Raw genomic sequence first — 22,965 nt, 5'->3', positions numbered from 1 at the left:
TAGCGTCCGTGTTTGATTGAAGCCTGTGTATAGTGACTTCATGTTCCTGAGTTTTGTATCAACCGAAATTATACCGAAGGTCTCGCTAGGTAAAGCGGCGAATGTTCGTTCCCACGCAGAGCGTGGGAATGATCAATTAGGGTCACTCAACCTCAACACCATCGTCTTTCTCACTCCGATCGATAATCGCCGAACCCACCAAATCCCCAGTGACGTTCAGTGCCGTCGCGCCCATGCCGACTAGCGCGTCAATGGCAGCGAGCAGAGCGACCGTTTCTATGGGTAATCCCACCTGAGCGAAGACGGTGGCGATCATCACGAGTCCAGCGCCTGGCACGCCTGCCGTACCTATGGTGGCGAGGGTGCCGACAATCACTATTTGCACCATCTGCATCAGGTCCAGCGGCACGCCTATTACGTTGGCAGCAAAGACGGCGGATATTGCGATTCGGATGGCGGCGCCATCCATATTGATGGTGGCGCCAAGGGGCAACATGAAACTGGAAACGCGGTGGGATAGCCCCATGCTGCTGGCCGCATTCATCGTGATGGGCAAGGTGCCGGAGCTGCTTTGAGTGGCGAAGGCGGTAATGACCGGCGTTCTAGCGTGGCGGATAAATTTGCCCAGCCTGACGCCCGATACCAGCATGGCGAGAACGTACAAACCCGCATGTACGATCAAGGCGATGTACAGCACCAAAACCATGCCTGCCAGGGACTTGATGGTCTCAGTGCCCTGTTCGGCAACGGTGCCAGCCACGATAGCGAATATGCCGATGGGCAGGTAATGCAGCACGCCACGCATGATCATCATGGTAGCTGCGTTAAGCCCCTCCACGACCGTCAGCACCTGTTTGGCGGCTGTGCCATATGCCGGTGATTCACGCAGTTTCAGCAGGGCAACGCCAAAGGTCAATGCGGTAAATATGATGCCGAGCATGTTCAGCTGCGCAAAGGCGGCGAACAAATTGTCAGGCACGATACTCAGCAGCACCTGCACGATACTCGCCTGATTCTTGACCTCGACTACCGCCTCGCTATCCAGCTGCATACCAGTACCGGGGGCTAGTATGGTGGCCACGGCAATACCGACGATCATGGCAATGGCCGTAGAGAGTAAATACCAGGCAATGGTTTTTTTCCCCAGGCGCCCCACTCCACCAATGTCGCCCTGATTTACTCCCATGATCAGGGTAAACAGAACGATGGGGGCAATTAGAAACTTCAGTAGCCGCAAGAGCAGCTCACCCAGAGGAGCAAGCAGGTCTACGACCGATTGGCTGGCAAACAGACCAACGCCAACGCCCAACAGCAAGGCGATAGTGATGCGAAGTATCAGAGATGATTCCGTGTATTTTTTGAACAGCGCTTGCATAAAATTCTCTCTGAATTAACTGAGGTACCTCACGTCCAAACCACCCATACGGTCATGAATGGTGAGCGCGGCTGGCAGGAATCCCGCCAACCGCCGTGTAACATCTGTCGCAACTGTACGTTGGCGGAGGCCCGGTGCTGCGATATCAGCCGTGACTTTCGTCAGCTTGGCACGATTTGGTAAAGGCGAATTCTAACCCGGTAGCTTCTACTGCATACAGCTGATAGGACTCGGAGCTTGCAAACGCGAGCGACGGCCGAGCAGAGGCAGACAAACAATCACGGAACCGCGCATGGTTACCCGAGTCGCAATAAGACACTCATCCTCGCAATGCAAGGTGGAAATATGACTCAGCAAGCGAAAGTCGGACTGCGGCTCCCCAGCGTTACCGTGAAGACCCTGGACAATCAAACCATTCAGCTTGGCCAGCAAAACAGCGCTACCTGGCAATTGGTGGTGGTCTACAGAGGCTTGCACTGTCCAATCTGCAAAAGCTATCTGAGCCAGATAGAAGCGATGAAAAGCGAATTCGAAGAGATCAATGTAAAGGTGATCGCCATTTCCACCGACCCGGAAGAAAAGGCAAAAAAATTCCGCGACGAATGTAATTTGAGCATGACCATTGGCTACGGCCTCTCTATCAGCGAGGCCCGCACCCTCGGTCTGTTCATTTCAGAACCGATGAGCAGTGCCGAGACCGATCAGCCCTTTGCCGAGCCGGGGACTTTCCTGATTCGTCCCGACCGCAAGCTGCACATCATGGACGTCTCCAATGCGCCCTTCTCCCGGCCAGATCTGAAGATGCTGAAGTCCGGCATCGCCTTTATTCAGAAGAAAGACTACCCGATTCGCGGCACCGCCTAACCGGGTCTGAATACCACCAGCAGCATCTTATCGGCCCGCGTTAGCGTGGGCCGATAGTAATTCGCTTCAGCGCTTTACGCAGGCAAAAAGCGCATTCCCCGATGACCCCTCCCAGGGCAGAATCCGTTCGTAGTCATGTTCCAGCATCTGCACGTCAAAGTACGGCGCCAGCAATTCAATCAGCTCACTGAAACTCACTGCCACCATGGGATGCTCGTCGTTCCATACCTGCTCGCCATCAGGCCACCTTCGTTCTACACGCAACTTTAAAGGCTGCTGTGCGCCTCAGCCAACCGATTCACGGGAGAATCGACCGCACACCCGATGCCCACCCATCTGGCGCAGCGCGGTGCCAGGTCCACTCTGCAGCGCTTGAGCTTCGCCAAGAAAACGCGCAAGCAGGATCGGAATTATCAGTTCTGGCGGAAGGCCGTCACGCGGAGTTGGTGTGCAGTGCCGGGGTGATGCGGCAAAAACTGGACTATATTCACCTGAACCCGGCAAAGCGTGGTTATGTGGACTTGCCTTAGCATTGGCGTTATTCCAGTGCGCGCAATTGTGCAGGGCAGACGGGGCTGATTAAGATTGGTGGCTGGGAATGATTGAACGCAGAGCGTGGCAACCATCAGAGCAGGAGCGCTAGCTTACTCCTGCTTACGCACACTGGAGCTCACCGAAAAATTGGTTTCGTTCATTTCGTTTACGAACTTGCCCAAGCGCCGGCGATGTAGATAAGAAACGCCCTGGCGCGTCGCCCAGGATGTGGGCGTCAGAGTGGTGCCAGCTTCATCACTATGGATATTGAAATCACGGGTAGCGCTGATCGGCCGCGAATCAGGCCCATACAAGGCTATGATCTGGATCGACAGACACTGCAGGCGGATATCACCCTCGGGACGATCCCCTCGCATTTTTATACCTGCTTCGCGTGCCAGTCGGTTGGCGAGATCAACAAATGTCCCAATGTGCATAAAGTCACCCGATAGTAGCGGACCCTGCCGGGTATCGTCACGGAGGTTTTCCGAAGGCGCCATCGCTGTATCTGCGGGGTCATTATCCTCATGCTGCACATCTGCTGAAGATCGCTCAAAATCCGTAACATCCATTACCACCTTGCCGTGGGATGTTCTCAGAGTAGCCAGTATGTATTCCACATAGATTGCCTCCTGACTCATGTTGCTGATAATACACAGTGCGTTGAGGTCTTTCTGTCTGCCACGATTAATGATGACTCTGGGCGTACGCTGGCGCCGAAAACCGGAATAAAGCAGCTGCGCGTAAAGAATCCAGACCAGGACAGTGATAGTGCTGATGCCCGCGTTGAATAGCGTTTGGTTGGCCAAAATCCAATCAATCATAGGCTGCTCAAAAGCTCCTCTTGCTAGGTGTTGTACGACAGGTAGCGGGAGTATTTTTCTCTCATTTTCATCCGAACCTTAACCATACCGATTGTTCCCGTGCTGACCCAGCGAGCCCTCCCGCTGCGACACGCAGCTATGCAGATTTGCCTGGGCGTTGGCGTTAATCCGGTGCGCAGCACTATGCAGTGCAGTGGGGCTGCTTGAGATTGAGGTAAGAGTCAGTGAATGGACGCTGAGCGTCCAAGGCTGTGTGCCCGCGTAGCCGTGAAAAGGCTCAACCGAGATTCCCGGTTTTGTGCTGCAAGTGACTCCGGTACTCCCCCGGCGTCATGCCGGTCCAACTACGAAAGGCGCGGATAAAGGAGCTTTGTTCGGAATAGCCGAGCAGCAGCGCGACATCGGTTTGCGCCAACGCGGGGTCGGCGAGGTATTGTCTGGCGATGGTGTGGCGGGTGTGCGCCAGCAGGCCGCGATAGCTATAGCCGGCGCTGCGCAGTTGGCGATAAAAGGTGCGCACCGAGCAATCCAGTGCGGAGGCGACGGCGACGGCGCTCACATCACCGTTTTTCATCGATTCAAGAATCTGCTCCTGCACGCGGTGAAAGGATGCGCCTGCCTGAGCGTCTTCCATTTGAGGCAGCTGGTTGAGCAGCACCTTTGCTTGCTGCTCCAGCAAGCGCAGCAGGTAGGGGTCTTTGCTGGAGATGGGCAGTGCCAGCAGGTGCGCCGGGATCGCCAGTTCGATGTCGTCGCAGTCAAAATCCACGCTGCAACCGAGCAGCGCTTGGTAAATCCCCAGATCATCCGGCTTCGGGAAGGGCAAACCCGCCCGTATGGGGGTCACGGCCCGGCCAATCAGTGCTTGGCACAAACTGACAAAGGCCGCGAGGCTGAACTCGCAGGCCAGCGGTGTATTGGCCACCGCCTGCCGCCAACGCATGTGCAGTACGCCGTCTTTCAGCTCGGTACGTGATACCAAGCCACGCTGCAGCAAGCGGTGGTAGCGATGGTAGCGCGCAAGTGCCTGACCGAGGGTACCGCAGTAAGAAACCATGTAGCCGACGACGCCAAAATCATTAGGTTGGGTGGCCAGGCCCAGCCTGATGCCCAGTGCGCTGACCGGGTTTTGCTCGCGTACCGCGGCAATCAACTCGCAGAACTTGTAGGCGGGAACGGTCGGCGATTGCAGGTATTGATCCAATTCGTCCAGCAGCGCTGGCGCGAGCAACTCGCGCTCACGCACGTAATTCTGCAGTGTTCGTAAAAAGCCTGACGGCAATAGATCGGGTGTGCTCATACGCGCACTATCGAGAGGCTGGCACAAAATGTCAATCCGGCGCGTACTGCCAATACGCTTGTACAAGCCCGGACATACCATAAGGGCTTTGCAATCTCTGTGCGGAGTAGAAGATGGCTTACGTAGTCACCCAAAGCTGTATTGGCAATAAACACACCAGTTGCGTCGATGTGTGCCCAGTAGAGGCTTTCCGTGAAGCCTCGGAAATGCTGTTGATCGACCCAGACGTGTGTATCGACTGCAACGCCTGTGTGTCGGCCTGCCCCGAGGGGGCGATCTTCCCGCGCAGCATGGTGCCCGAGGACCAGCAGAACTTCATTACCCTGAATGCCGAGGGCGCCAAAACCCATCCCGTAATCCGGGAAAGCATTCAGTCTGGCCAGCAGGCCGCCAGCCCGCTCGCCAATGTGGCAAGCCGCTTTGCGATTATCGGCTCCGGCCCGAGCGGTTTTTATGCTGCCGAGGCGCTGATGAAGCAACTACCCGGCGCCCAGGTGGACATGTTTGAGCGTTTGCCAACGCCCTTCGGACTGGTGCGCTACGGCGTGGCGCCAGACCACCCACGCATCAAATCCGTGACGGCAAGCTTTGAGCGCATTGCCGAGAACGAGCGCTTTCGCTTTTTCGGTAATGTACAGATCGGCCGCGACCTGAGCAGCGCCGAGTTACGCGCGCACTACCATGGGGTGATCTACGCCACCGGCGGCTCACAAAGCCGCGCCCTGAACCTGCCCGGCGCCGACAGCGCCAACATTTTCGGCTCCTCCAACTTCGTCGGCTGGTACAACGGCCATCCGGATGAAGCCGCCCTCGCCCCTGATCTGTCCGGTTCGACCGCGGTGATCATCGGTATTGGCAACGTCGCGCTGGATATCGCCCGCCTGCTGGTGCTGCCGGCCCAACAACTGGCCAAAACCGATATTGCCGACCACGCCCTGCAAGCACTGGCCAATAGCAGCGTGGATGAGGTCTGTCTGCTGGCCCGCCGTGGCCCCGCGCAGGCGGCCTTTACGCCGAAAGAGCTGGAACAGCTGATGGCGATTCCCGGTCTGCAGCTGCTGGTCGACTCCGCCGACCTTGAACTGGATGACGCCAGCGCGCGCCAACTGGCGCAACCGGACTACGCCGAAGCACGCCAGAACCTCGCCCTGTTGCGCGAGATTGCCGCGCGTCCGCAGGGCGAAGGCAAGCGCATTCGCTTCCTGTTCTATACCAGCCCTGCGCAATTCGACGCAGTCGACGGCCAAGTGAGCGCCGTGCAGGTACAACGCAATGAGCTGGTACGCGATGATCAGGGGGCGCTGGTGGCGCGCCCTGCCGAACAGACCTCGCGGATTACCGCCGGTCTGGTGGTGCATGCCATTGGTTATCAAGGCTCGGCCATCGACGAACTGCCATTTGATCTGGGCCCTGGCGTCATGCAGCACGAGCAGGGCCGTATCGCCGGCGAGGCCGACCACCGCGATTACGTGGCTGGCTGGATCAAGCGCGGCGCCAGCGGCGTAATCGGCAGCAACCGTCAATGCGCTACGGAGAGTGTGCAGCGCCTGATCGACGACCTGGGTAGCAGCCTGCCAAGCCGTTCGGCGGATATTGCCGAGCTGCTGGCTAGCCGTCAGGTGCAGGCCGTCAGCATGGCTGACTGGCAATTGCTCGATCAGCACGAACAGGCGCGCGGCCGCATCGAGGGCCGCACCCGCAGCAAGGTGGTGAATATCGCCGAGATGCTGGCGGTTATCCGCGATGCCCGCGCCCGCGAAGAGGAACAAACCCGCTTGCCGGTGAAAACCCATCACCGCGCCTGCACCCTGTGCGAGGCCATGTGTGGCGTGGTAATCGAAACCCAGGGTGAGCAGATTCTGTCGATCAAGGGTGACAAGAACGACCCGCACAGTGAAGGGCATATCTGCCCCAAGGGCTACGCCCTCCAAGACCTGCACAGCGACCCCGACCGCCTGCGCACACCGCTGGAGAAGGTCAACGGCGAGTGGTTACCGATTGATTGGGACAGCGCCCTCGACAAGGTCGCGGCCAAACTGGTCGACATCCAGGCGCGCCATGGCAACGATTCGATTGCCGGCTACTGGGGCAATCCCGCCTCGCACAACCTGGGTCTGATGATGGCTTCGGGCACGCTGCGCAAGGCCATTGGTACGCGCAATATCTCGTCTGCTGCATCACTCGACCAAATGCCGCACCAGCTGGTGTCGTACCTGATGTTCGGGCATAGCCAGCTGTTTACCATTCCCGACATCGACCGCACCCAGTACATGCTCATGCTGGGCGCCAACCCGGCGGCCTCCAACGGCAGCCTGATGACCGCTGGCGATATTCTCAAACGACTGGAGCGCATTCGTGAGCGCGGCGGCAAGGTGGTACTGGTAGACCCGCGTCGCACCGAGTCCGCGCGCTATGTAGACCAGCACCTGTTTATCCGCCCCGGTACCGATGCCTTCTTCCTGCTGGGGCTGATTCGCCATGTGCTCGACAAGGGCCTGACCAAGCCCGGTCGCCTGCTGGAGCTGGCCGACAACTGGGCGGCATTGGCCCCCTTGTTTGACGGTATATCTCTGGAGCAGGTCAGCGCGCGCTGCGGCATTCCGGTAGCTGAGATCAGGCGCATTGCCGAAGACTTCGCCAACGCCGAGTGCGCCGTCTGCTATGGCCGCATGGGCGTCGCCACGCAAAGCTATGGCGCGTTGAATCACTGGCTGATGCTGGTGCTCAACATTCTCACTGGCAACCTGGATAGCCCCGGCGGCATGATGTTTACCACACCGGCGTTCAACAAGGCGCAAAGCCGACCCATGGGCAGCTTCAATACCTGTCAGAGTCGCGTGCGCGGTTTGCCGGAGTTTGACAGTTACTTCCCTGCGGTCACCCTCGCCGAAGAAATGCTCACGCCCGGCGAAGGTCAGGTACGCGGCTTTGTCTGCGTGGCCGGCAACCCGGTGCTGTCGACGCCCAACGGGCGGCAGATGGACGAGGCGCTGGAACAGCTGGAGTTCATGGTTTCGATCGACTTCTACCTGAACGAAACCTCACGCCATGCCGATATCATCCTGCCGCCCACCGGGCCGCTGGAGCACGAGCAATACGACATCGTGTTCAACATGCTGGCGGTGCGCAACCTGGCGCGCTTTAGCGATCCGGTGTTTGCCGCGCCGGAAGGCACCCGCTGCGACTGGGACATTGTGCAGGGCCTGACCCAGCGCATCATGGCCTTGAAGAAGCCAGACGCGCCCAGCCGCAATGCGCCGCATCCCGAGGAAATCCTCGACCATGGCCTGAGAACCGGCCCCTATGCCGAGGGCTTTTTTGCGTACAACAGCGGCGAGCCGGTCAGGCACGACGAACCGCTGAGCCTTGAGGTACTCAAGCGCTACCCGCACGGTCTGGACCTGGGGCCGATGCGCGAGTCCTTCCCCGGCTATCTGTTTACCGCCGACAAAAAGCTGCACCTCACGCCGCCCGAGCTGGTCGCTGACCTGGGTCGTGCACTGGCTGAGCTGCGCGGGGCGGAGAGTGGCGAGCTGATGCTGATTGGCCGCCGCGATCTGCGTACCAACAACTCATGGATGCACAACAGCAAGCGTCTGGTCAAAGGCAAGGACCGCTGCGCCCTGCTCGTTCATCCGAGCGACGCCGAGCGGCTGGGGCTCGCCAGCGGCAAGCAAGCGCGCATCATGTCGCGCACCGGTGAGCTGATGGTTAACGTGGAAGTCAGCGACGACATCATGCCCGGCGTAGTGTGCCTGCCGCACGGCTGGGGCCATGATCGCGAAGGGGTGAGCCTGCGTGTGGCACAGGGCAACCCTGGTATCAACGTCAATGATATTACTGACGATCAGGTAGTCGACGTCTTGTCCGGCAATGCGGTACTGAACGGCATCCCGGTCTCGGTAGTGGCCGCCTGAGTAGACACGGAACTCGCAGGGGCCGCTGCCAGCGTGCCCCTGCCCGGCTCTCTCTAGATCTTCACGCAGGCAAAAAGCGCATTCCCGGAGGCCCCATCCCACGGCAGAATCCTGTCGTAGTCATGCTCCAGCATCTGCACCGCAAAATACGGCGCCAGCAGCTCAAGCAATTCGCTGAAGCTCACCGCCACCATCGGATGCTCATCCTTCGATACCTGCCGGCCATCGGCGCCGCTGCGCTCAACGCGTAATTTCAGCAGCTGCTGCGCGCCCTCCCCCGGGTAATGCCAACCCGAGCTGAAGCTGAGCAGACCATCGGCATGGCCGGCGTTGTGCGAAACCCAGGCGCCGTTATCGATCTGCTGTTTGTCTACCGCGTTGAAGCAGAACAGCCCTCCCTCTGCCAAGGCAGCATGCACGCTGGCAATACAGTCTTTGAGGCGCTCGATGCTGGCACTGTAGTGGATGGAATAAAGAAAGCAGGTAATCAGATCCTGCGGCTGGCTGACGCTGAATCCGCACATATCCTGAAGCGAGAAGTGCGCTTCCGGGCAGCGCAGCAGCGCCTGATCCAGCATGGGCTGATTGATATCCAGCCCGCTACTGTGAAAGCCGCCATCGAGAAAGTACCGCACGTGCGGGCCAGTGCCGCACGCAATATCCAGATGGCGTTTACCGGCGTTGCCAAACAACTGCTGCAGCCGCTGCACACACTGGCTTTGCGCTTGGTAATCAATGTCTGCACACATCAGGTCGTAGTAACCGGAGAGATCGGTATAGAGGGCGTTTGCGGGCATGATGACCTGGTGCGGAAGTGGCGGTGGCGCATCATATATCGGCGCGGGAAAATCCACCCGAAAATCTGGACGGAACGCACCAGCAAAGGCGCAACGCTGACAAAAGAAGATGCCAAGGCAGCTATTGTTCTGCAGATTGCCGGCGCACGCGACGCCCCACTCCCAGAACAGTCCCACTCACTGCTAGACTGCGAATAGCCGCCTTTGGCACTAGATGAGTGACGACCTTGTCTGCAGCCCCGCACAACTCCCGAGTTTTACTGCGCCACGGCCTGGCGACCGCCCTGTTGTTTGCCGCCTGCCTACCCGGGCTGGCCCTGGCCACCTGCGAAAAAACCCTGCGCTGGGACAACGACCCACCGTTCAGCATGCAGCTGCCTGATGGCAGTATTGGCGGCATCTACGTGGACGCCAACCGTGAGGCGCTGAAGCGTTTGAACTGCGCGGTAACGCTGCGCAAACTGCCTTGGGCGCGCGCACTCAAGGAGCTTGAACTGGGCCGGTTGGATATTCTACCGGGCGCGTTCCGGCGGCCAGAGCGGGAAGAATATGCGTACTTTTCTGGCAAGGTATTACCTGCCTCGCGCAATTTACTGTTTGTCCGTCAGGACGCCTTTGAGCGCTGGCCTATCACCCGATTGATTGAGCTCAGGAACCTGCCCTTTCGGCTGGGCGCGCAAATCAATGTGCATTATGGGCCGGACTATGAGCAGCTGATGAGCGACCCCGCCTATGCCAGCCGCGTTGCCATGGTCGCGACACGCGCCAACCTGTGGAACATGATAGAAAAGGATCGCATCGACGGTGCCATCGCCGATGAAAATACCGGCACCTTTGAAATTCAGCAGCTTGGTCTGGACGATAAGATCAAGGCCTCCAGCGTGGTGGTTTCAAGTGCGGCAGCCGAGGTTGCCTTCAGCAAAGGCTCTAATACCCCGGCGTTTGTTGAACAGTATGCCGACGCTTTGCGCGCGCTGGTGGGCGACGGCAGTTATGAACAGATCGTGCAACGGTATGTAGCACGCTGATACCGAGCAAGTAACCGGTTGAACTACAAACTACAAAGCCCGCCGGGCACCGCCATCACCCAATCCCGAACAGCCCGTATAGTCGGGTCGTTTTTGCGGCTTTCCGGGTACACCAAAAAGAACGGCTTGCCCTCCAGTTCAGGGCCAAATGGCTGCACCAAGCGCCCTTCGCGCAGCTCGTCTTCGATCAACTGACGGCTCATCAGCGCCACACCCTGGGCGCCTACGGCAGCGGAGACGGCGTGGGTTTCATCCGTAAAAACCAGGCCCGCGCTCACGTCCAGGCCGGGTACGTTGGCTTGCTTCTGCCAGGCCGCCCAGTCAATCGGTGCCGAAGCAGCTGCCTGATTACGAAAGTGGATCAAGGAGTGTTGCGGTAGCTGCGCAGGATCATTCAATGCCAGATGCGGGCTGCACGCCGGAATGAAAGTGTTATCGAGCAGCTTTTCTGCCACCAGTCCCGGCCAGCGGCCGTCGCCATAGCGAATGGCGATATCAGCGGTCACGCCATCCAGCGCGACCGGCTCGTGGGAGGCGTGAATACGCAGATCAATATCCGGATGCGCATCGCGCAGCATGCACACCCACGACAACAGCCAACGCACCGCCACCGCCGGCGTGGTGCTCAAGGTAATCGCCTGCCGGCACGGCGAGCCGCTGATGCGCTCGAGCGTGTTGCTGATGTTATCGAAGGCGGTTTCCAGCACCTGCTGCAATTCACGCCCTTGCGGCGTCAGCTCCAACTGACGTGGCTTGCGCACAAACAGGCTGACGCCGAGCGACTCCTCCAGCGCTCGCACCTGATGACTGATCGCTGTTGCAGTCACCGACAGTTCCTCTGCCGCCTGCTTGGCACTCTCGTGGCGCGCAGCCGCTTCAAAGCCACGCAATGCTGAAAGCGAAGGTAACCAGCGCCGCCCCATAGATGATCTCCTTTCATTCATAACTGAAAATATTGATCGTTTGTCGCCCAACACGACTAACTCTAGGCTGAGCTCTCAGTGAATAACAGATGAATTTGTTTTTTATAAAGGAGACTTGCCATGACGCACATTCTGCAACTCGACGCTAGCGCCCGACCCGGCTTGGCCGGCACAGACGTGCATGGCTCACACAGCCGCTTTCTCAGCCAGCGCTTCGTCAGTCGGTGGCTGGCCCAGCGCAAACATGACACCCTCTGCTATCGCGATATTGGCCAGCAGCCACCCTCGATCATCAACCACGACTGGATAGCGGCCTCGTTCACCCCGGATGAGAACCGCGAGCCTTGGATGCAAGAGACTCTGGCAGAAAGCGAGGAGCTGGTCGCCGAGCTGATCGCAGCGGATGTGCTGGTGATCGCCGCGCCGCTATACAACTTTGGCATGCCCGCCGCGCTCAAGGCCTGGATAGATCAGATCGTGCGCCCCGGCAGAACCATTGAAGTGGATGACAGTAATCCGCTTGATCCCTACGTAGCCAAGCTGGCCGATCGACCACGCCATGCCGTGATCCTGAGCGCCAGAGGCGGTGTTGGCTTTGGCGTCGGAGGCGAAATGGCGCACATGAATCACCTGGAACCCAACCTGATAACCGCCCTCGGGTTCATCGGCATCACGCGGGTGCACCAGATCGCCATTGAGGGGCAGGAGGCAGGTGGCGACGTGTTGGCGCAGTCCGTTGCACAGGCAACACGACAGATTGACGCCTTGGTGACAGAACTACAGCGAGCCTTGCAGCCTGTAGGCACGCTGCAGTCAGCCTGATTGCCGGCGACCTTGGTGTGGCAACGACGATCGCGCAACCACCCCGGCGCGCACTCACCGGGCGCGCCGGGCCCTCAACGATAGAAGCCCAAGCGGCGCACGCCGACGTCCACATCAAAGGCTGTACCTATGGCAACAATCGCCACGCTGAGAATGCTTTCAGGCGCCAGCGTGGCCTCGGTGCGGTGCGGGTGCAGCTCACTGTAGGGCACGATAAAGCGCGTCCAGGCTGGCGTTACCGCGAGGGTATGGCGGAAGGATTGCCATGGTTTGTCCAACTGGCTGGTCTTTACGCGCAGTTCATATTCGTGCGCTGGGCCAGCCAGCTCAACAAAAATGCCGGTGTAATTGGCCGTCTTCACATCAGGCGCTACCGGGTGCTTCATCTGTACAAAGCCGCCGTCATTCTCCAACCGGGTGCGACCATGCAGACAGGTACAGGGTGAACCAAGGCGTTCGCCCTGCTGCAGCGATGCGGTGGAAACACCGCCCATAACCTCGTCGGTAATAACGCGCCACGGGGTGGTATCAACCGCTCCGGCGCAATACACATCAATGAGCTGATCCGGCGAGACGCTAGCCCCCTCGGTGACTGGATGCTCTTGCATGACTCACTCCTGTTCCAGTGGCTGTTCTGTCTGGGTAGCTGCTGGAAAAGTGACGCACCGTGTTACCAGTCCAGCGTATTACCTTCAAAATCCAGAAAGCGGTGTTCAATCTGTCCCAGCGCCGCTTCTATCACTGTGACCATGCCGCTGGTACTTTTCTCAACCGTGACCGGTGCGTTACTGCCGCCCATGTCGGACTGCACCCAGCCGGGATGAAGGTTGAGCACGCCAAGCCCCGCCGGGATTGCCTCCTTGATGGCAAAACCACGGGTGAGGCTATTGAGCGCCGCCTTGCTGGCCCGGTAAAGCTCCAGACCTTCGCCATCGTTCAAGGCCACACTGCCCATACGCGAACTGATAAACGCGACTACACCACCAGCGCTCAGGGCCGGCAGCAGCGCCCTTGCAACACGCAGGGGAGCCATGGCGTTGATATTGAACAAGTCGGCTAGCTCATCCCGGGTTACCTGGTCAGCTCGTTGGTGCTCCGGCCCCAAAACGCCGGCAGACACCACCAGTAGTTGCAGTGGCTGCGCAGGCTTGACCAGGTTGCTGGCCGGTGCCGCCTGCGCCATATCAAAAGCCACAACGTCAAGCTGTCGCGGGTGCTGTAACTGTAGTTCGCTCAGCGCCGCAGGCATGCGTTCAAGATCGCGCACCGTTGCACTTACCTGCCAGCCCCGCCCTAGCAAAGTACGAACCAGGCCCAGGCCGATACCGCGGGACGCACCAATGACCATCGCGTGGCGCGCTGCTGCAGGCGTTGTATCAATCGGCATAATGCCTCCTGGGGGTAAAAGATCCGATAGTAAACCCATCGCTGCAGGTGCCGGCGAGCGGCTCGAACTTGCTGCCTTCCACATGCGCTAGGGAGGGCAGTTTCTTGTAGCGCTTGAGCAAACGCAAGTGACGGTCCGGTTCATCTCGGCGCCACTTGCTGTTTCACTAATCTGCCGCTTTGATCCGCTCTGCAGCGTAGCGCACTCAGGGAATAATCCTTTCAGCCCGCAGGCGATCAAAAAGATCAAAAAAGGCGCTGCGCGTTTCGCGGAAATGGTCAAAGCCGAAGTCGCGCGACTTGGTGGTGTCGTTCACGCATTCCTGCTCGCGGCCCAGGTCGGCATCTGTGTGCCACCAGGACGCCAGCTTGTCGAGGTCCGGCTCAACCAGTCTGTACTGTTGCACCAATTCGGCCCACACCGTTTTTGCATTGGCCATGCGGTCATCCAGCGGCTGCGGCGTTTCGGGGCAATCGGCGACTTCAAGGCCGAAGTATTCGCCGATCTCACGCCACATCCGGCGCCAGCGAAAAACGTCGCCGTTAACTGTGTTGAACGCCTGATTCGCTGCGCCCGGCGTGGTGGCTGCCCACTCCATCTGCCGCGCCAGCACCAGCGCATCGGTCATATCGGTGAGCGCATTCCACTGCGTTTGTGAGCCAGGAAATACAAACGGCTGACCTGTCGCCTTGCAGATCGAAGCGTACACCGCCAGCGTCGTGCCCATATTCATCGCGTTGCCGCGGGCATAACCGATGACCGTGTGCGGACGGTGGACGTTCCAGCTGAAACCATCGCGCTCAGCGGCCTCAAACAACACGTCTTCCAATGCATAGTAGAAGTTGTCACCCGGCACCCGAGGTTCGGATTCGCGGAACGGCGTCTCGATACGCCCGCTGCCATAGGCCTCGAAGGAACCCAGGTACTGCTTGGTGCCAGTCACCAGTGAAGCGTGCTGCAGCCGCTGTCCATCCAGCGCCGCAAACAGGTTGCGCATCATCGCGCTGTTGGCTTGCACATTGGCCTGCTCGCTGTCGCGGCGCACCCAGGTGCAGTAGAAAACATGGGTAATGGGCAAGCCAGCGAGTGCTTGACGGGCCCCTTGTGCGTCCAGCAGGTCAACGGCGACCGGGATCACACCCTCCTGCGCTGTCGCACCGCGTGACAACCCATACACCGACCAACCGCTGGCAACCAGATAGCTCGCCAGATTACCGCCGGTGATACCGGTGGCGCCAACTACCAGTGCTGTACCTTTGCGCATGTTCATATCTCCTGTTGAGAATTCGGAATCGCGGCGTTACGCCGAGCAGATGAACAGAGTCTGGTGGCAGCGGATCATTGCTACAATCAGCGTTATCGCAAATCTTTATTGCACAGGGCGCAACTTGAACCAGCACATGGACCTTAACGCTTTACTCGTCTTCGAGCGGGTCGCGGCTACCGGCAGCTTCACCGCCGCCGCACGCCATTTCCATCGGGCAGTGTCGTCGGTATCGCGCCAAATTCAAGCCTTGGAGCACGCAGTGGGCCAGCCACTGCTCTATCGACACACGCGCGCGGTCACCCTGACCGAAGCCGGCCGGCAATACTATGAAGAGGTGCGCGACATTCTCGAGCGCCTGGCCACGGCCAATGAAGCCCTGCGTGAATCCCAGTCCAAACCCGGCGGCGTGTTGCGAATCAACGCACCCAGTGCCTTTGGCCAATACCAGCTGGTGCCGTTGCTGCACCGCTTTCAGCAGGAGTTTCCGGCCATCAAGGTCGAACTGCTGTTGAATGATCGAGTTATTGATCCCGTGCGCGAGGGTCATGACATCACCTTCAGGGTCGGCAATCTGGCAGACTCTTCCTTGGTCGCCCGGCGCCTGGCACCAATGAACTATGTCGTGGCCGCCGCGCCTGCTTACCTGGAAAAACAGGGGACGCCCAGCGATCCCGAAGCCCTTGGCCAACATGATTGTCTGGTCTATCAGGGGGAACTGGGCCGCCAGCGCTGGTACTTTCAGCGGACGGGGTCATCAACAGAACAGGCCTACGAGGTTGGGGGCCGCCTGACCAGCAACGATGCCGGGAGCTTGCTGCGCGCGGCGCTATTGGGGCAAGGCATCGTCCTGTTTCCCACCTGGCTGGTCGCAGATGAGCTCGCCAAAGGCGCTTTGGTGCCACTGTTGAACAGCTGGCGGTGCGAGGTCATGCCAGGGCGGCGCGAGCTGTATGTGCTCACTCGGGAGCGCCAGATCGCAACACCGAAGGTGAAGGCATTCATGGACTACCTGAGCGCAGCAGTGACGCCCGTGGCGCCCTGGGATCGCTGGCGCGAAGGCTGAACGGCGCGCCAGTAACCTTGCCTCTGTGAATCAGCCGGCGGCTCGTTGCCGCGCGGCATGCAGCTTCTTGTAGCTGTCGATCAGGCGCAGGTGACGGTCCAGCCCTTGCAGTTGCGTATTGGTGGGCGTGAGACCATAGAAACGTACGCTGCCGTCAAGGGAGCCGATCGCCGCGTCCAGGCGCTCCGCGCCAAACATGCGCTCGAAGTTGGGCGCAAAGTCGGCCAGCTCCAGCTCGTCGTCCAACAGGACTTCGAGCACCACATTAACCGCCTGGTAGAACAGCCCGCGTTCAACCGTGTTGTCGTTGAATTGCAGGAAGGTTTCGACCAGCTCCTTGGCCTCTTCAAACTGCTGCAGCGCCAGATAGATCAGCGCCTTCAATTCCAGAATCGTCAGCTGACCCCACACAGTGTTGTCATCAAACTCGATACCGATCAGCGTTTTGATGTCGGTGTAATCATCCAGCTCGCTCTCTTCCAGCCGTTCAACCAGATCCTGCAGCTGCGCCTCATCCAGGCTATGCAGGTTGAGTATGTCGTCGCGGAAGTACAGCGCCTTGTTGGTGTTATCCCAGATCAGGTCATCCACCGGGTACACCTCGGAATAGCCCGGCACCAGAATGCGGCAGGCGGTGGCGCCCAGATCGTCATAGACCGCCATGTAGGCTTCCTTGCCCAGGCCTTCGAGGATGCCGAACAGGGTTTGCGCCTCCTGCACATTGGAGTCTTCGCCCTGCCCCGAGAAATCCCACTCGACAAACTCATAGTCGGCTTTTGCGCTGAAAAAGCGCCAGGAGACCACACCGCTGGAATCGATAAAGTGCTCGACAAAGTTGTTCGGCTCGGTCACCGCCTGGCTTTCAAAAGTAGGCTGCGGCAGGTCATTCAAACCTTCGAAGCTGCGGCCCTGCAGCAGCTCGGTGAGGCTGCGCTCCAGCGCCACTTCAAAGCTGGGGTGTGCGCCAAAGGAGGCAAAAACGCCGCCGGTGCGTGGGTTCATCAGGGTCACGCACATGACCGGGAATTCACCACCGAGCGATGCATCTTTCACCAGCACCGGGAAGCCCTGCTCCTCCAGCGCCTGAATACCGGCCGCGATGGCGGGATACTTGGCGATGACGGCTTCGGGCACATCCGGCAGCGCCATTTCACCTTCCAGAATCTCGCGCTTCACCGCCCGCTCGAAGATTTCCGACAGGCACTGCACCTGCGCTTCGGCCAGGGTATTGCCAGCGCTCATGCCGTTACTGAGGAACAGGTTCTCGATCAGGTTGGAGGGGAAGTAAACCGTTTCGCCATCGGACTGGCGCACATAGGGCAGTGCGCAAATGCCGCGCTCAACATTGCCCGAGTTGGTGTCGATCAAATGCGAGGCGCGCAGCTCCGCTTCGGGGTTGTAGATCTCAAGGCAGTACTCATCCAGCAGCCCCGCTGGCAGCGCGTCCTTACGGCTGGGTTTGAACCAGCGCTCGTTCGGGTAATGCACAAAGTCGGCATTGGAGATGTCTTCGCCCCAGAACTGATCGTTGTAGAAGAAGTTGCAGTTCAGCCGCTCGATGAACTCGCCGAGCGCCGAGGCCAACGCCGCTTCCTTGGTGGCGCCCTTGCCGTTGGTAAAGCACAGCGGCGATTGCGCATCGCGGATATGCAGCGACCAGACATTGGGCACGATGTTGCGCCACGAGGCGATCTCAATCTTCATGCCCAGGTCAGCGAGGATGCCGGACATATTAGCGATGGTCTGCTCGAGCGGCAGATCCTTGCCGAGAATCCGCGTGCCGTCACCCTCTGCCTGCATGGGCATCAGCAATGACTGGGCGTCAGCATCGAGATTCTCGACTTCTTCAATAATGAAGTCAGGCCCGGTTTGTACTGCCTTCTTGACGGTGCAGCGGTCGATGGAGCGCAGAATGCCCTGGCGATCTTTCTCGGAGATATCCGCCGGCAACTCGACCTGAATCTTGAAGGTCTGCTTATAGCGGTTCTCAGGGTCGACGATGTTGTTCTGCGAGAGACGAATATTGTCGGTGGGTATATTGCGCGTGTTGCAGTACAGCTTGACGAAGTAGGCCGCGCACAACGCCGAAGACGCCAGGAAGTAGTCAAATGGGCCCGGCGCCGAACCATCGCCCTTGTAGCGAATCGGTTGATCAGACACCACCGTGAAGTCATCGAACTTGGCTTCAAGCCGCAGGTTGTCGAGAAAGTTGACCTTGATTTCCATGGGGGGCACCAGAATAGCGAGCGAGACGAATTGGCGGCCATTATCCCGCTTTTACGCGGGAAGTCATGTATTGCCGAAGACCGCTTAGCCAGGCCCGCGCTCACTGGCCAGCGCAAGCGGTGCATAGGCAAACAGGCTGATAACGCCTAAACTCCCGGAAACTTCCCTATTTGGCGCCACCTGATGTCTGACTGTTCCAACCTTGAGGGTGACGTCCTAAAAATTGCCCGGATTGACGCCGTCCCGCTGATACTCAGCATGATGAAGCAGACCACCGGTATGCGCTTTGCCGCGATTGCCAGAGTTACTACCGAGAAATGGGTCGCCTGTGCGGTAGACGATTCCATCGACTTTGGTCTGCTGCCCGGCGGCGAGTTGGTGCTCGACACCACCATCTGCAATGAGATTCGCGATCACCGCCAGCCGGTGATTTTCCGCGACGTAAAAAAAGATCCGGTTTATTCCACGCACCACACGCCGCGTACTTACCAGTTGGAAAGCTATGTTTCCATCCCGATTGTGCGCGCCAATGGGGAGTTCTTTGGCACGCTTTGCGCCATCGACAGCGTGCCCGCGCAGTTTGATGAATCTGCAGCGCGCAAGACGCTAGAGCTGTTCGCCCAGTTGATTGCAGTCCAGCTGGATATGCAGGAAGCGCAGGAGCAGATCGAAGCTGCCCTGGCCAGAGAGACGGAAACCGGTCGCCTGCGCGAGCAGTTCATTGCCGTGTTGGGCCACGATCTGCGCTCTCCCCTGACGGCAATCGGCATGAGCGCCGAACTGCTGCAAAGCAAGCTGACGGTCGAGCGTGACCGCGAGCTTGCCACGTCGATAACACAGAGTTCGGTTCGCATGAGCGCGCTGATCGAGGATGTGCTGGACTTTTCCCGCGGCCGCCTCGGCGGCGGCATCCCCGTGCGCCGGGTGATGACAGATCAACTGGCTTACGCGCTCAACGCGGTGATAGACGAGGTGGCCGCTACACATCCCGCCCGTTCACTGCACCGAGAGCTGGTGCTGCCGGAGCAGAGTTTCTGTGATGCCGGTCGAATGGGGCAGCTGCTGTCAAATCTACTGGTCAATGCGGTAAATCACGGTGCACCTGCGGCGCCGATCAGCATCACCGCCACGGTCGAAGACAATCACGTCATCCTCTCGGTTACCAATCAGGGCAAGCGCATTGCCCAGGAGCTGATGCCGCTGCTCTTTCATCCCTTTACCCGATCGCAGGCAGACGGGCGCGGCGAAGGCCTGGGATTGGGTCTGTACATCGCCTCGCAGATTGCGCAAAGCCACGAGGGCACGCTGGGCGTGTCCTCCACCGACGAGTTCGGCACCTGCTTTGTGGCCAGATTCCCCAACCAGATCGAGAAGTCGGTTGCGACCTGAGTAGCGACCTGAGTGCTAACGGCCGAAGCGGAACAGGTCCGCGTCGGCATTGCTCTTGCCCAGATACAGGTCGGCGATGATCTGCGCCGCGGTCACGCTGTAGGTTATGCCGTTGCCACCGTAGCCCAGTGCAAAATAAGCATTGGGGAACTCCCGCGTTTCCCCTATGTACGCCAGGCCATCCTCGGTTTCACCGAAGGTGCCGGCCCAGGAGTACGCCACCTGGAAGGGAATCGAAGGCATCAACGCAGACAGTTTTTTGCTCAGCGCCTTGGTCTTCTTGGGCAAGGCCTTGTCGCGCAGTTCGCTGTTTTTGTACGGCTCATCTTCACCACCAATCAGAATCCGGTTATCACTGGTGGTGCGCATGTAAGTGTAGGGGCGTTCGGACTCCCAAAGTAGGCACTGCTCATACCAGCCCTCAAACGAATCAACCGGTTCAGTCACCAATGCGAAGGTGCTGTTGAGATCAACAACCTTCTCCTGCAACCAGCTTTGCGCTTCATAACCGCAGGCAAATACCACCTTCTGCGCACGTACCTGATGCCCCTCTGCCGTGTACGCAACGATGCCGTCCTGTACCTGGTCTATATCGCTGACCTCGGTACGGTCAAAAATCTGCGCGCCCGCTTTGCTGGCACGGGCCAGTAAAGCGTGGGCGAGACGGAAAGGATCTACCTGCGCGCCTTGTTTGGAATACAGACCACAGGGCGCGCTGAAATTGAAGCGGCTGGTGATGTCCTTGGTGCGCCACAGCTCAATATCAAAACCAGCCTGCTTGCGCGCCTCATATTCGCGCTCCAGGGCGGAAACGTCATCCTCGCTGGAGGCGAAGTAAAAGCTGCTGTAGCGCTCAAAGCCACAGTCCGGCAAATCCTTGGTGATTTTCGCCAGTTTATCGATGGCATCAGAGCACAGGTGATAGGCACGTTCGGCCGGATCCTTGCCGATGCGGGTAATCAGGTCACTCAGGTGCGTGTCGATTTCGTATTGCAGCATCGCCGTCGAAGCGCTGGTGCTGCCGCTGACCACATCTCTACGATCCAGCACCACGACCTTGGCCTTTTTCTGCGTAAGGTAATCCGCAATCAAGGCGCCGGTAATGCCCGCGCCTATCACCAGTACGTCACAGTCAAGATCACCAGCCAGGCTGGGATAAGGCTGAATCAAGCCCGAGTTGATCGGCCAAAAACAATGCCCTGAACGCAAATCCATGTGGTCTTCCTCTCATTAGCCCATATCAGCAACCGCAAAGCGGCAGCTTCTATGCAGACCACACCAACAAGAGAAAGTGCATAGCCCAGCCGGGGCCGGCGCGCTCCATAATTTAGCGAAACGCTTAAAGGCGAAGCTCTGCTAACCTGCCTTGACGTCCGCCAGGCCCACCGTCCAGTTACCGCCAGCCTCCTTGTGCAGCTCCAGCAGATCGTACGTTTTCACCATATCCAGCAGACCGGAGTGGCCGTAGTTTTTTGGTGCGAACGCTGGATCAGTCCGCTTGAGGTATTGTCCCAGCGGCCCCAGTCCGACCCTGCCCTCGGAAGACTCGCTGACCAGCAGCGAGACCGCCTCAACCACAAAGCGCGGGCGGTGTTTGGTGGTGCTTTTACTACTCTCCTTCGGTGGTTCCTTGACCGCCTCTTTCGGAGCCTCCTTGCCTTGCTCGGCTTTGGCAGACTTGCGCTTGGTCGTGGGCTCCTTTTTTGCTGGTGACTTTTCCGCCGAGTCACTAGCTGCCTCAGCGTCAGCCTCGGCGGGCGACCATTCAAAGAACTGATCGCTGGCGTTACGCAAAGCCTCCGGCGTTTTGGCCTCCCCCACGATACACACGCGAGCGCCGCGCTCGCGCAGCTTGCGACATAGGTAGGCAAAGTCGGAGTCGCTGGTTACCAGGCAAAAGGTTTCTGCACGATGATCAAACATCGCCTCGAGCGCATCCAGTGCGAGTGCAATATCAGCCGTGTTCTTGCCGGAGGCGTATTGGTATTGCAGGTGCGGGGTAAAGGCCAGTCGCACCAGCGCTTCCTGCCAGCGGTTGGCCAAGGTGGCATGATTGCCGTAACCGCGGCGCAGGGCAACGCGGCCGAACTGTGCTGCCATGCGTAAGGCATAGGGCAGAATTTCGGGCGGTACGTTATCGCAGTCGACCAGCACCGCGACCGGCACATCGTTACCGTTGGGGCTTTCCTGAATTGCAGTGGCGCGAGGATGGTTATTCATATCGTCCCTGTTCGCGATAGCGATAGTTGCAGCGACGGCGCTGCTAGTCTGACCGACGTTATCCCTAGTGGCGGCGCTGGGTAAAGCACAACTCAATGGCGGGTGTAAAAAAAGATGGCCTTGCAACCACCCAGGTCGATCATCTCGATGCGGCGTCCGCGCACGCAATACGAAAGCGGTCATCCAGCTCCACCGGCAGTATCAGCGTGCTGAACTGGCGAGCGTTGGCAGCAGCGCACAGCGTCGCTACCCAGTGTGCATCCAGGGCGAGATGCTGGTCTGGATATTCGACATTCAGTACCGGCTTGCCCGCCTCAATGAAAGCCAGTAATGGCTGACATTCCTTGTACTGGAAGCATTGCTCGTTAATGGAAAAATCAAAGTAATCAACCAGCTCTGCAACCTGCTCCAGGCTGTTCTTCAGCCCTACGGCTAAACCGCGGCGATGCGCCTCGGTGGCAATAAAGCGATTGTAGGCGAGCTGATGTTCGGCGCTGAGAGCAAAGCCGGTGTCCTCCAGATACCCCTGCACGTTATCCGGCTCGACCGCGTCGCAGCCCTTGCTTGCCGCCAAGTCCAGACGCTCGGTCATGATGCGCTGTACCGCGGGTGAGCGGATATCCAGCCATCGCTCATCGGGCCAGTCCGCGAGAACCTGGCCCACATCCCTGGCGGCAAACTGATTGCGGTCTGCTACGTAGCTCTCGTAGGTGCCAGCCGAGAAGTAGCAGACCACGCGGCGACCGGCAGCCTGCAATAGGCTGATGGTGGTCGCAGGCGTGCTGAACAGGTCCAGATTGTATAGTTCCGCCTCGTAAGCCGTGTTCAACGGATGCTCGTCATCAACCAGCAACTGCCACTGCCAGCTCACCCCCACAGCCGGGCGATACCATCGGCCTTCGGTGTTGACTGATAGCAGCCCTTCGGCCACTGCCGTTGTCTGCCAAATAGCGACAACGAGGACGCAGCCCAACAGCAAACTGACCTTGCGCATTCGATTACTCCTGTGCCGGCAAAGCGCCCCGCAGC

At 59.0% G+C, this 22,965-nt stretch carries 18 protein-coding genes and 3 pseudogenes; 8 read left to right on the top strand and 13 right to left on the bottom strand.

All coding sequences use genetic code 11. The features are described from left to right. Window positions 1-142 precede the first annotated feature (142 nt). The gene (locus BLU26_RS01035) at window positions 143-1,375 is read right to left on the bottom strand and encodes a dicarboxylate/amino acid:cation symporter (protein ID WP_092283103.1); all 1,233 of its coding nucleotides are present in this window, start codon (window positions 1,373-1,375) and stop codon (window positions 143-145) included. A 345-nt stretch (window positions 1,376-1,720) separates the two neighbouring features. Between BLU26_RS01035 and BLU26_RS01030 the strand changes: the two genes are divergently transcribed. Then, window positions 1,721-2,239 carry a peroxiredoxin-like family protein gene (locus tag BLU26_RS01030; RefSeq protein WP_157719265.1) on the top strand — a complete coding sequence of 173 codons (519 nt, stop codon included), beginning with the start codon at window positions 1,721-1,723 and terminating at the stop codon, window positions 2,237-2,239. 66 nt (window positions 2,240-2,305) lie between these two features. Here the strand turns inward: BLU26_RS01030 and BLU26_RS18495 are convergent. Beyond that, a pseudogene (locus BLU26_RS18495) lies at window positions 2,306-2,524 on the bottom strand (SAM-dependent methyltransferase); the annotation flags it as partial. A 66-nt stretch (window positions 2,525-2,590) separates the two neighbouring features. Between BLU26_RS18495 and BLU26_RS18720 the strand changes: the two are divergent. Continuing rightward, window positions 2,591-2,841: pseudogene (locus BLU26_RS18720) on the top strand (REP-associated tyrosine transposase); the annotation flags it as partial. A 42-nt stretch (window positions 2,842-2,883) separates the two neighbouring features. Here the strand turns inward: BLU26_RS18720 and BLU26_RS01025 are convergent. Then, window positions 2,884-3,597, bottom strand: a complete 714-nt coding sequence (locus tag BLU26_RS01025) for a hypothetical protein (RefSeq protein WP_092283101.1) — start codon at window positions 3,595-3,597, stop codon at window positions 2,884-2,886. Window positions 3,598-3,874: 277 nt separating this feature from the next. Beyond that, on the bottom strand, window positions 3,875-4,897 hold the full coding sequence (locus BLU26_RS01020; RefSeq protein WP_172830626.1) for an AraC family transcriptional regulator: 1,023 nt from the start codon (window positions 4,895-4,897) through the stop codon (window positions 3,875-3,877). Between the two features lie 113 nt (window positions 4,898-5,010). On the opposite strand from BLU26_RS01020, the pseudogene BLU26_RS18815 reads away from it, so the two are divergent. Together BLU26_RS18815 and BLU26_RS18710 are read left to right on the top strand one after the other, a co-directional pair. Then, window positions 5,011-5,724, top strand: a pseudogene (locus tag BLU26_RS18815) (4Fe-4S binding protein); the annotation flags it as partial. Between the two features lie 948 nt (window positions 5,725-6,672). Beyond that, window positions 6,673-8,814: a molybdopterin oxidoreductase family protein gene (locus tag BLU26_RS18710; RefSeq protein WP_269433976.1), complete on the top strand. Its 2,142-nt coding sequence runs from the start codon at window positions 6,673-6,675 to the stop codon at window positions 8,812-8,814. Between the two features lie 53 nt (window positions 8,815-8,867). On the opposite strand, the gene BLU26_RS01010 is transcribed toward BLU26_RS18710, so the two are convergent. Further along, window positions 8,868-9,611, bottom strand: a complete 744-nt coding sequence (locus BLU26_RS01010) for a class I SAM-dependent DNA methyltransferase (protein WP_092288302.1) — start codon at window positions 9,609-9,611, stop codon at window positions 8,868-8,870. Window positions 9,612-9,838: 227 nt separating this feature from the next. Here BLU26_RS01010 and BLU26_RS01005 point away from each other — a divergent pair, with 227 nt between their 5' ends. Next, the gene (locus tag BLU26_RS01005; RefSeq protein ID WP_231701984.1) at window positions 9,839-10,639 is read left to right on the top strand and encodes a substrate-binding periplasmic protein; all 801 of its coding nucleotides are present in this window, start codon (window positions 9,839-9,841) and stop codon (window positions 10,637-10,639) included. Between the two features lie 23 nt (window positions 10,640-10,662). Here the strand turns inward: BLU26_RS01005 and BLU26_RS01000 are convergent, their stop codons facing one another. Beyond that, window positions 10,663-11,562: a LysR substrate-binding domain-containing protein gene (locus BLU26_RS01000; RefSeq protein WP_092283099.1), complete on the bottom strand. Its 900-nt coding sequence runs from the start codon at window positions 11,560-11,562 to the stop codon at window positions 10,663-10,665. Between the two features lie 120 nt (window positions 11,563-11,682). On the opposite strand from BLU26_RS01000, the gene BLU26_RS00995 reads away from it, so the two are divergent. Then, the gene (locus tag BLU26_RS00995) at window positions 11,683-12,384 is read left to right on the top strand and encodes an FMN-dependent NADH-azoreductase (RefSeq protein ID WP_092283098.1); all 702 of its coding nucleotides are present in this window, start codon (window positions 11,683-11,685) and stop codon (window positions 12,382-12,384) included. Window positions 12,385-12,458: 74 nt separating this feature from the next. On the opposite strand, the gene BLU26_RS00990 is transcribed toward BLU26_RS00995, so the two are convergent. From BLU26_RS00990 to BLU26_RS00980, 3 genes are all read right to left on the bottom strand, one after another. Next, complete coding sequence (locus BLU26_RS00990) at window positions 12,459-12,992, bottom strand: CIA30 family protein (protein ID WP_092283097.1); 534 nt, start codon at window positions 12,990-12,992, stop codon at window positions 12,459-12,461. A gap of 62 nt (window positions 12,993-13,054) precedes the next feature. Then, window positions 13,055-13,771, bottom strand: a complete 717-nt coding sequence (locus BLU26_RS00985; protein ID WP_092283096.1) for an SDR family NAD(P)-dependent oxidoreductase — start codon at window positions 13,769-13,771, stop codon at window positions 13,055-13,057. Between the two features lie 205 nt (window positions 13,772-13,976). Continuing rightward, a complete protein-coding gene (locus tag BLU26_RS00980) occupies window positions 13,977-15,035 on the bottom strand; it encodes an SDR family oxidoreductase (RefSeq protein ID WP_092283095.1) in 1,059 nt (352 codons plus the stop codon). Window positions 15,036-15,171: 136 nt separating this feature from the next. Here BLU26_RS00980 and BLU26_RS00975 point away from each other — a divergent pair, with 136 nt between their 5' ends. Next, window positions 15,172-16,101: a LysR family transcriptional regulator gene (locus BLU26_RS00975; RefSeq protein WP_092283094.1), complete on the top strand. Its 930-nt coding sequence runs from the start codon at window positions 15,172-15,174 to the stop codon at window positions 16,099-16,101. Window positions 16,102-16,131: 30 nt separating this feature from the next. On the opposite strand, the gene BLU26_RS00970 is transcribed toward BLU26_RS00975, so the two are convergent. After that, the gene (locus BLU26_RS00970; protein WP_092283093.1) at window positions 16,132-18,327 is read right to left on the bottom strand and encodes an OsmC domain/YcaO domain-containing protein; all 2,196 of its coding nucleotides are present in this window, start codon (window positions 18,325-18,327) and stop codon (window positions 16,132-16,134) included. Between the two features lie 183 nt (window positions 18,328-18,510). On the opposite strand from BLU26_RS00970, the gene BLU26_RS00965 reads away from it, so the two are divergent. Further along, complete coding sequence (locus BLU26_RS00965) at window positions 18,511-19,716, top strand: GAF domain-containing sensor histidine kinase (protein WP_231701983.1); 1,206 nt, start codon at window positions 18,511-18,513, stop codon at window positions 19,714-19,716. A 15-nt stretch (window positions 19,717-19,731) separates the two neighbouring features. On the opposite strand, the gene BLU26_RS00960 is transcribed toward BLU26_RS00965, so the two are convergent. The 3 genes from BLU26_RS00960 to BLU26_RS00950 all read right to left on the bottom strand — a co-directional run bounded on the left by BLU26_RS00960 (window position 19,732) and on the right by BLU26_RS00950 (window position 22,930). After that, the gene (locus tag BLU26_RS00960; RefSeq protein WP_092283092.1) at window positions 19,732-20,931 is read right to left on the bottom strand and encodes an NAD(P)/FAD-dependent oxidoreductase; all 1,200 of its coding nucleotides are present in this window, start codon (window positions 20,929-20,931) and stop codon (window positions 19,732-19,734) included. 141 nt (window positions 20,932-21,072) lie between these two features. Then, window positions 21,073-21,936, bottom strand: a complete 864-nt coding sequence (locus BLU26_RS00955) for an NYN domain-containing protein (RefSeq protein WP_092283091.1) — start codon at window positions 21,934-21,936, stop codon at window positions 21,073-21,075. Between the two features lie 139 nt (window positions 21,937-22,075). After that, entirely contained in the window at window positions 22,076-22,930 is an 855-nt protein-coding gene (locus BLU26_RS00950; RefSeq protein WP_092283090.1) for an endo alpha-1,4 polygalactosaminidase, read from the bottom strand. Window positions 22,931-22,965: the final 35 nt, after the last annotated feature.

Origin of the sequence: Halopseudomonas sabulinigri (genome assembly GCF_900105255.1) — a bacterium.
GTDB lineage: Bacteria > Pseudomonadota > Gammaproteobacteria > Pseudomonadales > Pseudomonadaceae > Halopseudomonas > Halopseudomonas sabulinigri.
The sequence above is the reverse complement of the archived record's forward strand: the minus strand, read 5'-3'. Positions and strand labels throughout refer to the sequence as shown.

Excerpts from the sequence above, each read along its gene's own strand:
- BLU26_RS01035 (WP_092283103.1), bottom strand. The coding sequence starts at position 1,375 with ATGCAAGCGCTGTTCAAAAAATACACGGAATCATCTCTGATACTTCGC.
- BLU26_RS01030 (WP_157719265.1), top strand. The coding sequence starts at position 1,721 with ATGACTCAGCAAGCGAAAGTCGGACTGCGGCTCCCCAGCGTTACCGTG.
- BLU26_RS01025 (WP_092283101.1), bottom strand. The coding sequence starts at position 3,597 with ATGATTGATTGGATTTTGGCCAACCAAACGCTATTCAACGCGGGCATC.
- BLU26_RS01020 (WP_172830626.1), bottom strand. The coding sequence starts at position 4,897 with ATGAGCACACCCGATCTATTGCCGTCAGGCTTTTTACGAACACTGCAG.
- BLU26_RS01010 (WP_092288302.1), bottom strand. The coding sequence starts at position 9,611 with ATGCCCGCAAACGCCCTCTATACCGATCTCTCCGGTTACTACGACCTG.
- BLU26_RS01000 (WP_092283099.1), bottom strand. The coding sequence starts at position 11,562 with ATGGGGCGGCGCTGGTTACCTTCGCTTTCAGCATTGCGTGGCTTTGAA.
- BLU26_RS00995 (WP_092283098.1), top strand. The coding sequence starts at position 11,683 with ATGACGCACATTCTGCAACTCGACGCTAGCGCCCGACCCGGCTTGGCC.
- BLU26_RS00990 (WP_092283097.1), bottom strand. The coding sequence starts at position 12,992 with ATGCAAGAGCATCCAGTCACCGAGGGGGCTAGCGTCTCGCCGGATCAG.
- BLU26_RS00985 (WP_092283096.1), bottom strand. The coding sequence starts at position 13,771 with ATGCCGATTGATACAACGCCTGCAGCAGCGCGCCACGCGATGGTCATT.
- BLU26_RS00980 (WP_092283095.1), bottom strand. The coding sequence starts at position 15,035 with ATGCGCAAAGGTACAGCACTGGTAGTTGGCGCCACCGGTATCACCGGC.
- BLU26_RS00975 (WP_092283094.1), top strand. The coding sequence starts at position 15,172 with ATGGACCTTAACGCTTTACTCGTCTTCGAGCGGGTCGCGGCTACCGGC.
- BLU26_RS00970 (WP_092283093.1), bottom strand. The coding sequence starts at position 18,327 with ATGGAAATCAAGGTCAACTTTCTCGACAACCTGCGGCTTGAAGCCAAG.
- BLU26_RS00965 (WP_231701983.1), top strand. The coding sequence starts at position 18,511 with ATGTCTGACTGTTCCAACCTTGAGGGTGACGTCCTAAAAATTGCCCGG.
- BLU26_RS00960 (WP_092283092.1), bottom strand. The coding sequence starts at position 20,931 with ATGGATTTGCGTTCAGGGCATTGTTTTTGGCCGATCAACTCGGGCTTG.
- BLU26_RS00955 (WP_092283091.1), bottom strand. The coding sequence starts at position 21,936 with ATGAATAACCATCCTCGCGCCACTGCAATTCAGGAAAGCCCCAACGGT.
- BLU26_RS00950 (WP_092283090.1), bottom strand. The coding sequence starts at position 22,930 with ATGCGCAAGGTCAGTTTGCTGTTGGGCTGCGTCCTCGTTGTCGCTATT.